Source organism: Alteromonas lipotrueiana, from assembly GCF_019249245.1.
In the GTDB taxonomy this organism is placed as follows: Bacteria; Pseudomonadota; Gammaproteobacteria; order Enterobacterales; family Alteromonadaceae; genus Alteromonas; species Alteromonas lipotrueiana.
The window spans coordinates 1-767 of the sequence record NZ_JAESDK010000043.1 but is presented as its reverse complement, the minus strand read 5'-3'; the positions used below and the strand labels follow the sequence as shown (position 1 = coordinate 767).

Below are 767 nucleotides of genomic sequence, written 5' to 3'. Positions count from 1 at the left end.
TGTAACTACCCCCTAAAATGAAACAGCTTATTCGTAGAATTTCTTTTAAACTATTTGAAAGGAGTTTTACGATGACAAAGAGAAAAACTGAAAGCCAGATCGTGGCGATATTAAAAGAGGCTGAAGCTGGCTTATCTGTTCCAGAGATATGTCGCCAATACGGTATAGGTCAGTCGACGTTTTATAAATGGCGCGAAAAATACGGTGGCATGGAGGCTTCTGATGTGAAGCGTTTGAAGGAACTTGAAGAAGAGAACCGACGACTCAAGCAGATGTATGCTGAGCTGAGCCTCAAATCACAGATGCAGGCAGACATTATAAAAAAGCTGTAGCACCTGTGGCAGAGCGTAAAGTCTGGGCGCACGAGTTACAGGTGCAGTATAGCGTTAGCGTAGTGAAAAGCTGCGATGTTGTTTGTATAAGCCGTACAGCTTACTACTACGAATCCACGTTGAGTAATGATAGTGAAATTATCGAAGCGCTTAATAAATTAGTCGAGAAGCATCATCGCTGGGGATTTCCCAAGTGCTTTAAGCGCCTCAGAAAATTAGGCCATCGCTGGAATCACAAGCGTGTGCATCGCATATACACCGAGCTGAAGCTTAACCTTCGGCGCAAGACCAGGCGACGATTGCCAGCCCGTAATCCAGAGCCGCTTAGCGTTCCTTGCTCCCTGGGTAAGTCATGGTCAATGGATTTTATGAGTGACCGTTTGCACAACAAGGTGCGCTTTCGCACATTTAACGTGATTGATGATTTCAATCGTG

2 protein-coding genes are annotated in these 767 nt (G+C 45.0%); both read left to right on the top strand.

Annotated elements, in window-relative coordinates; translation table 11 throughout:
* Positions 1-71 precede the first annotated feature (71 nt).
* Positions 72-332 carry a transposase gene (locus tag JK130_RS16550; RefSeq protein WP_218355434.1) on the top strand — a complete coding sequence of 87 codons (261 nt, stop codon included), beginning with the start codon at positions 72-74 and terminating at the stop codon, positions 330-332.
* Between the two features lie 5 nt (positions 333-337).
* On the top strand, positions 338-767 hold a 430-nt coding region (locus tag JK130_RS16545), incomplete at its 3' end, for an IS3 family transposase (RefSeq protein WP_218355433.1).

Excerpts from the sequence above, each read along its gene's own strand:
- JK130_RS16550 (WP_218355434.1), top strand. The coding sequence starts at position 72 with ATGACAAAGAGAAAAACTGAAAGCCAGATCGTGGCGATATTAAAAGAG.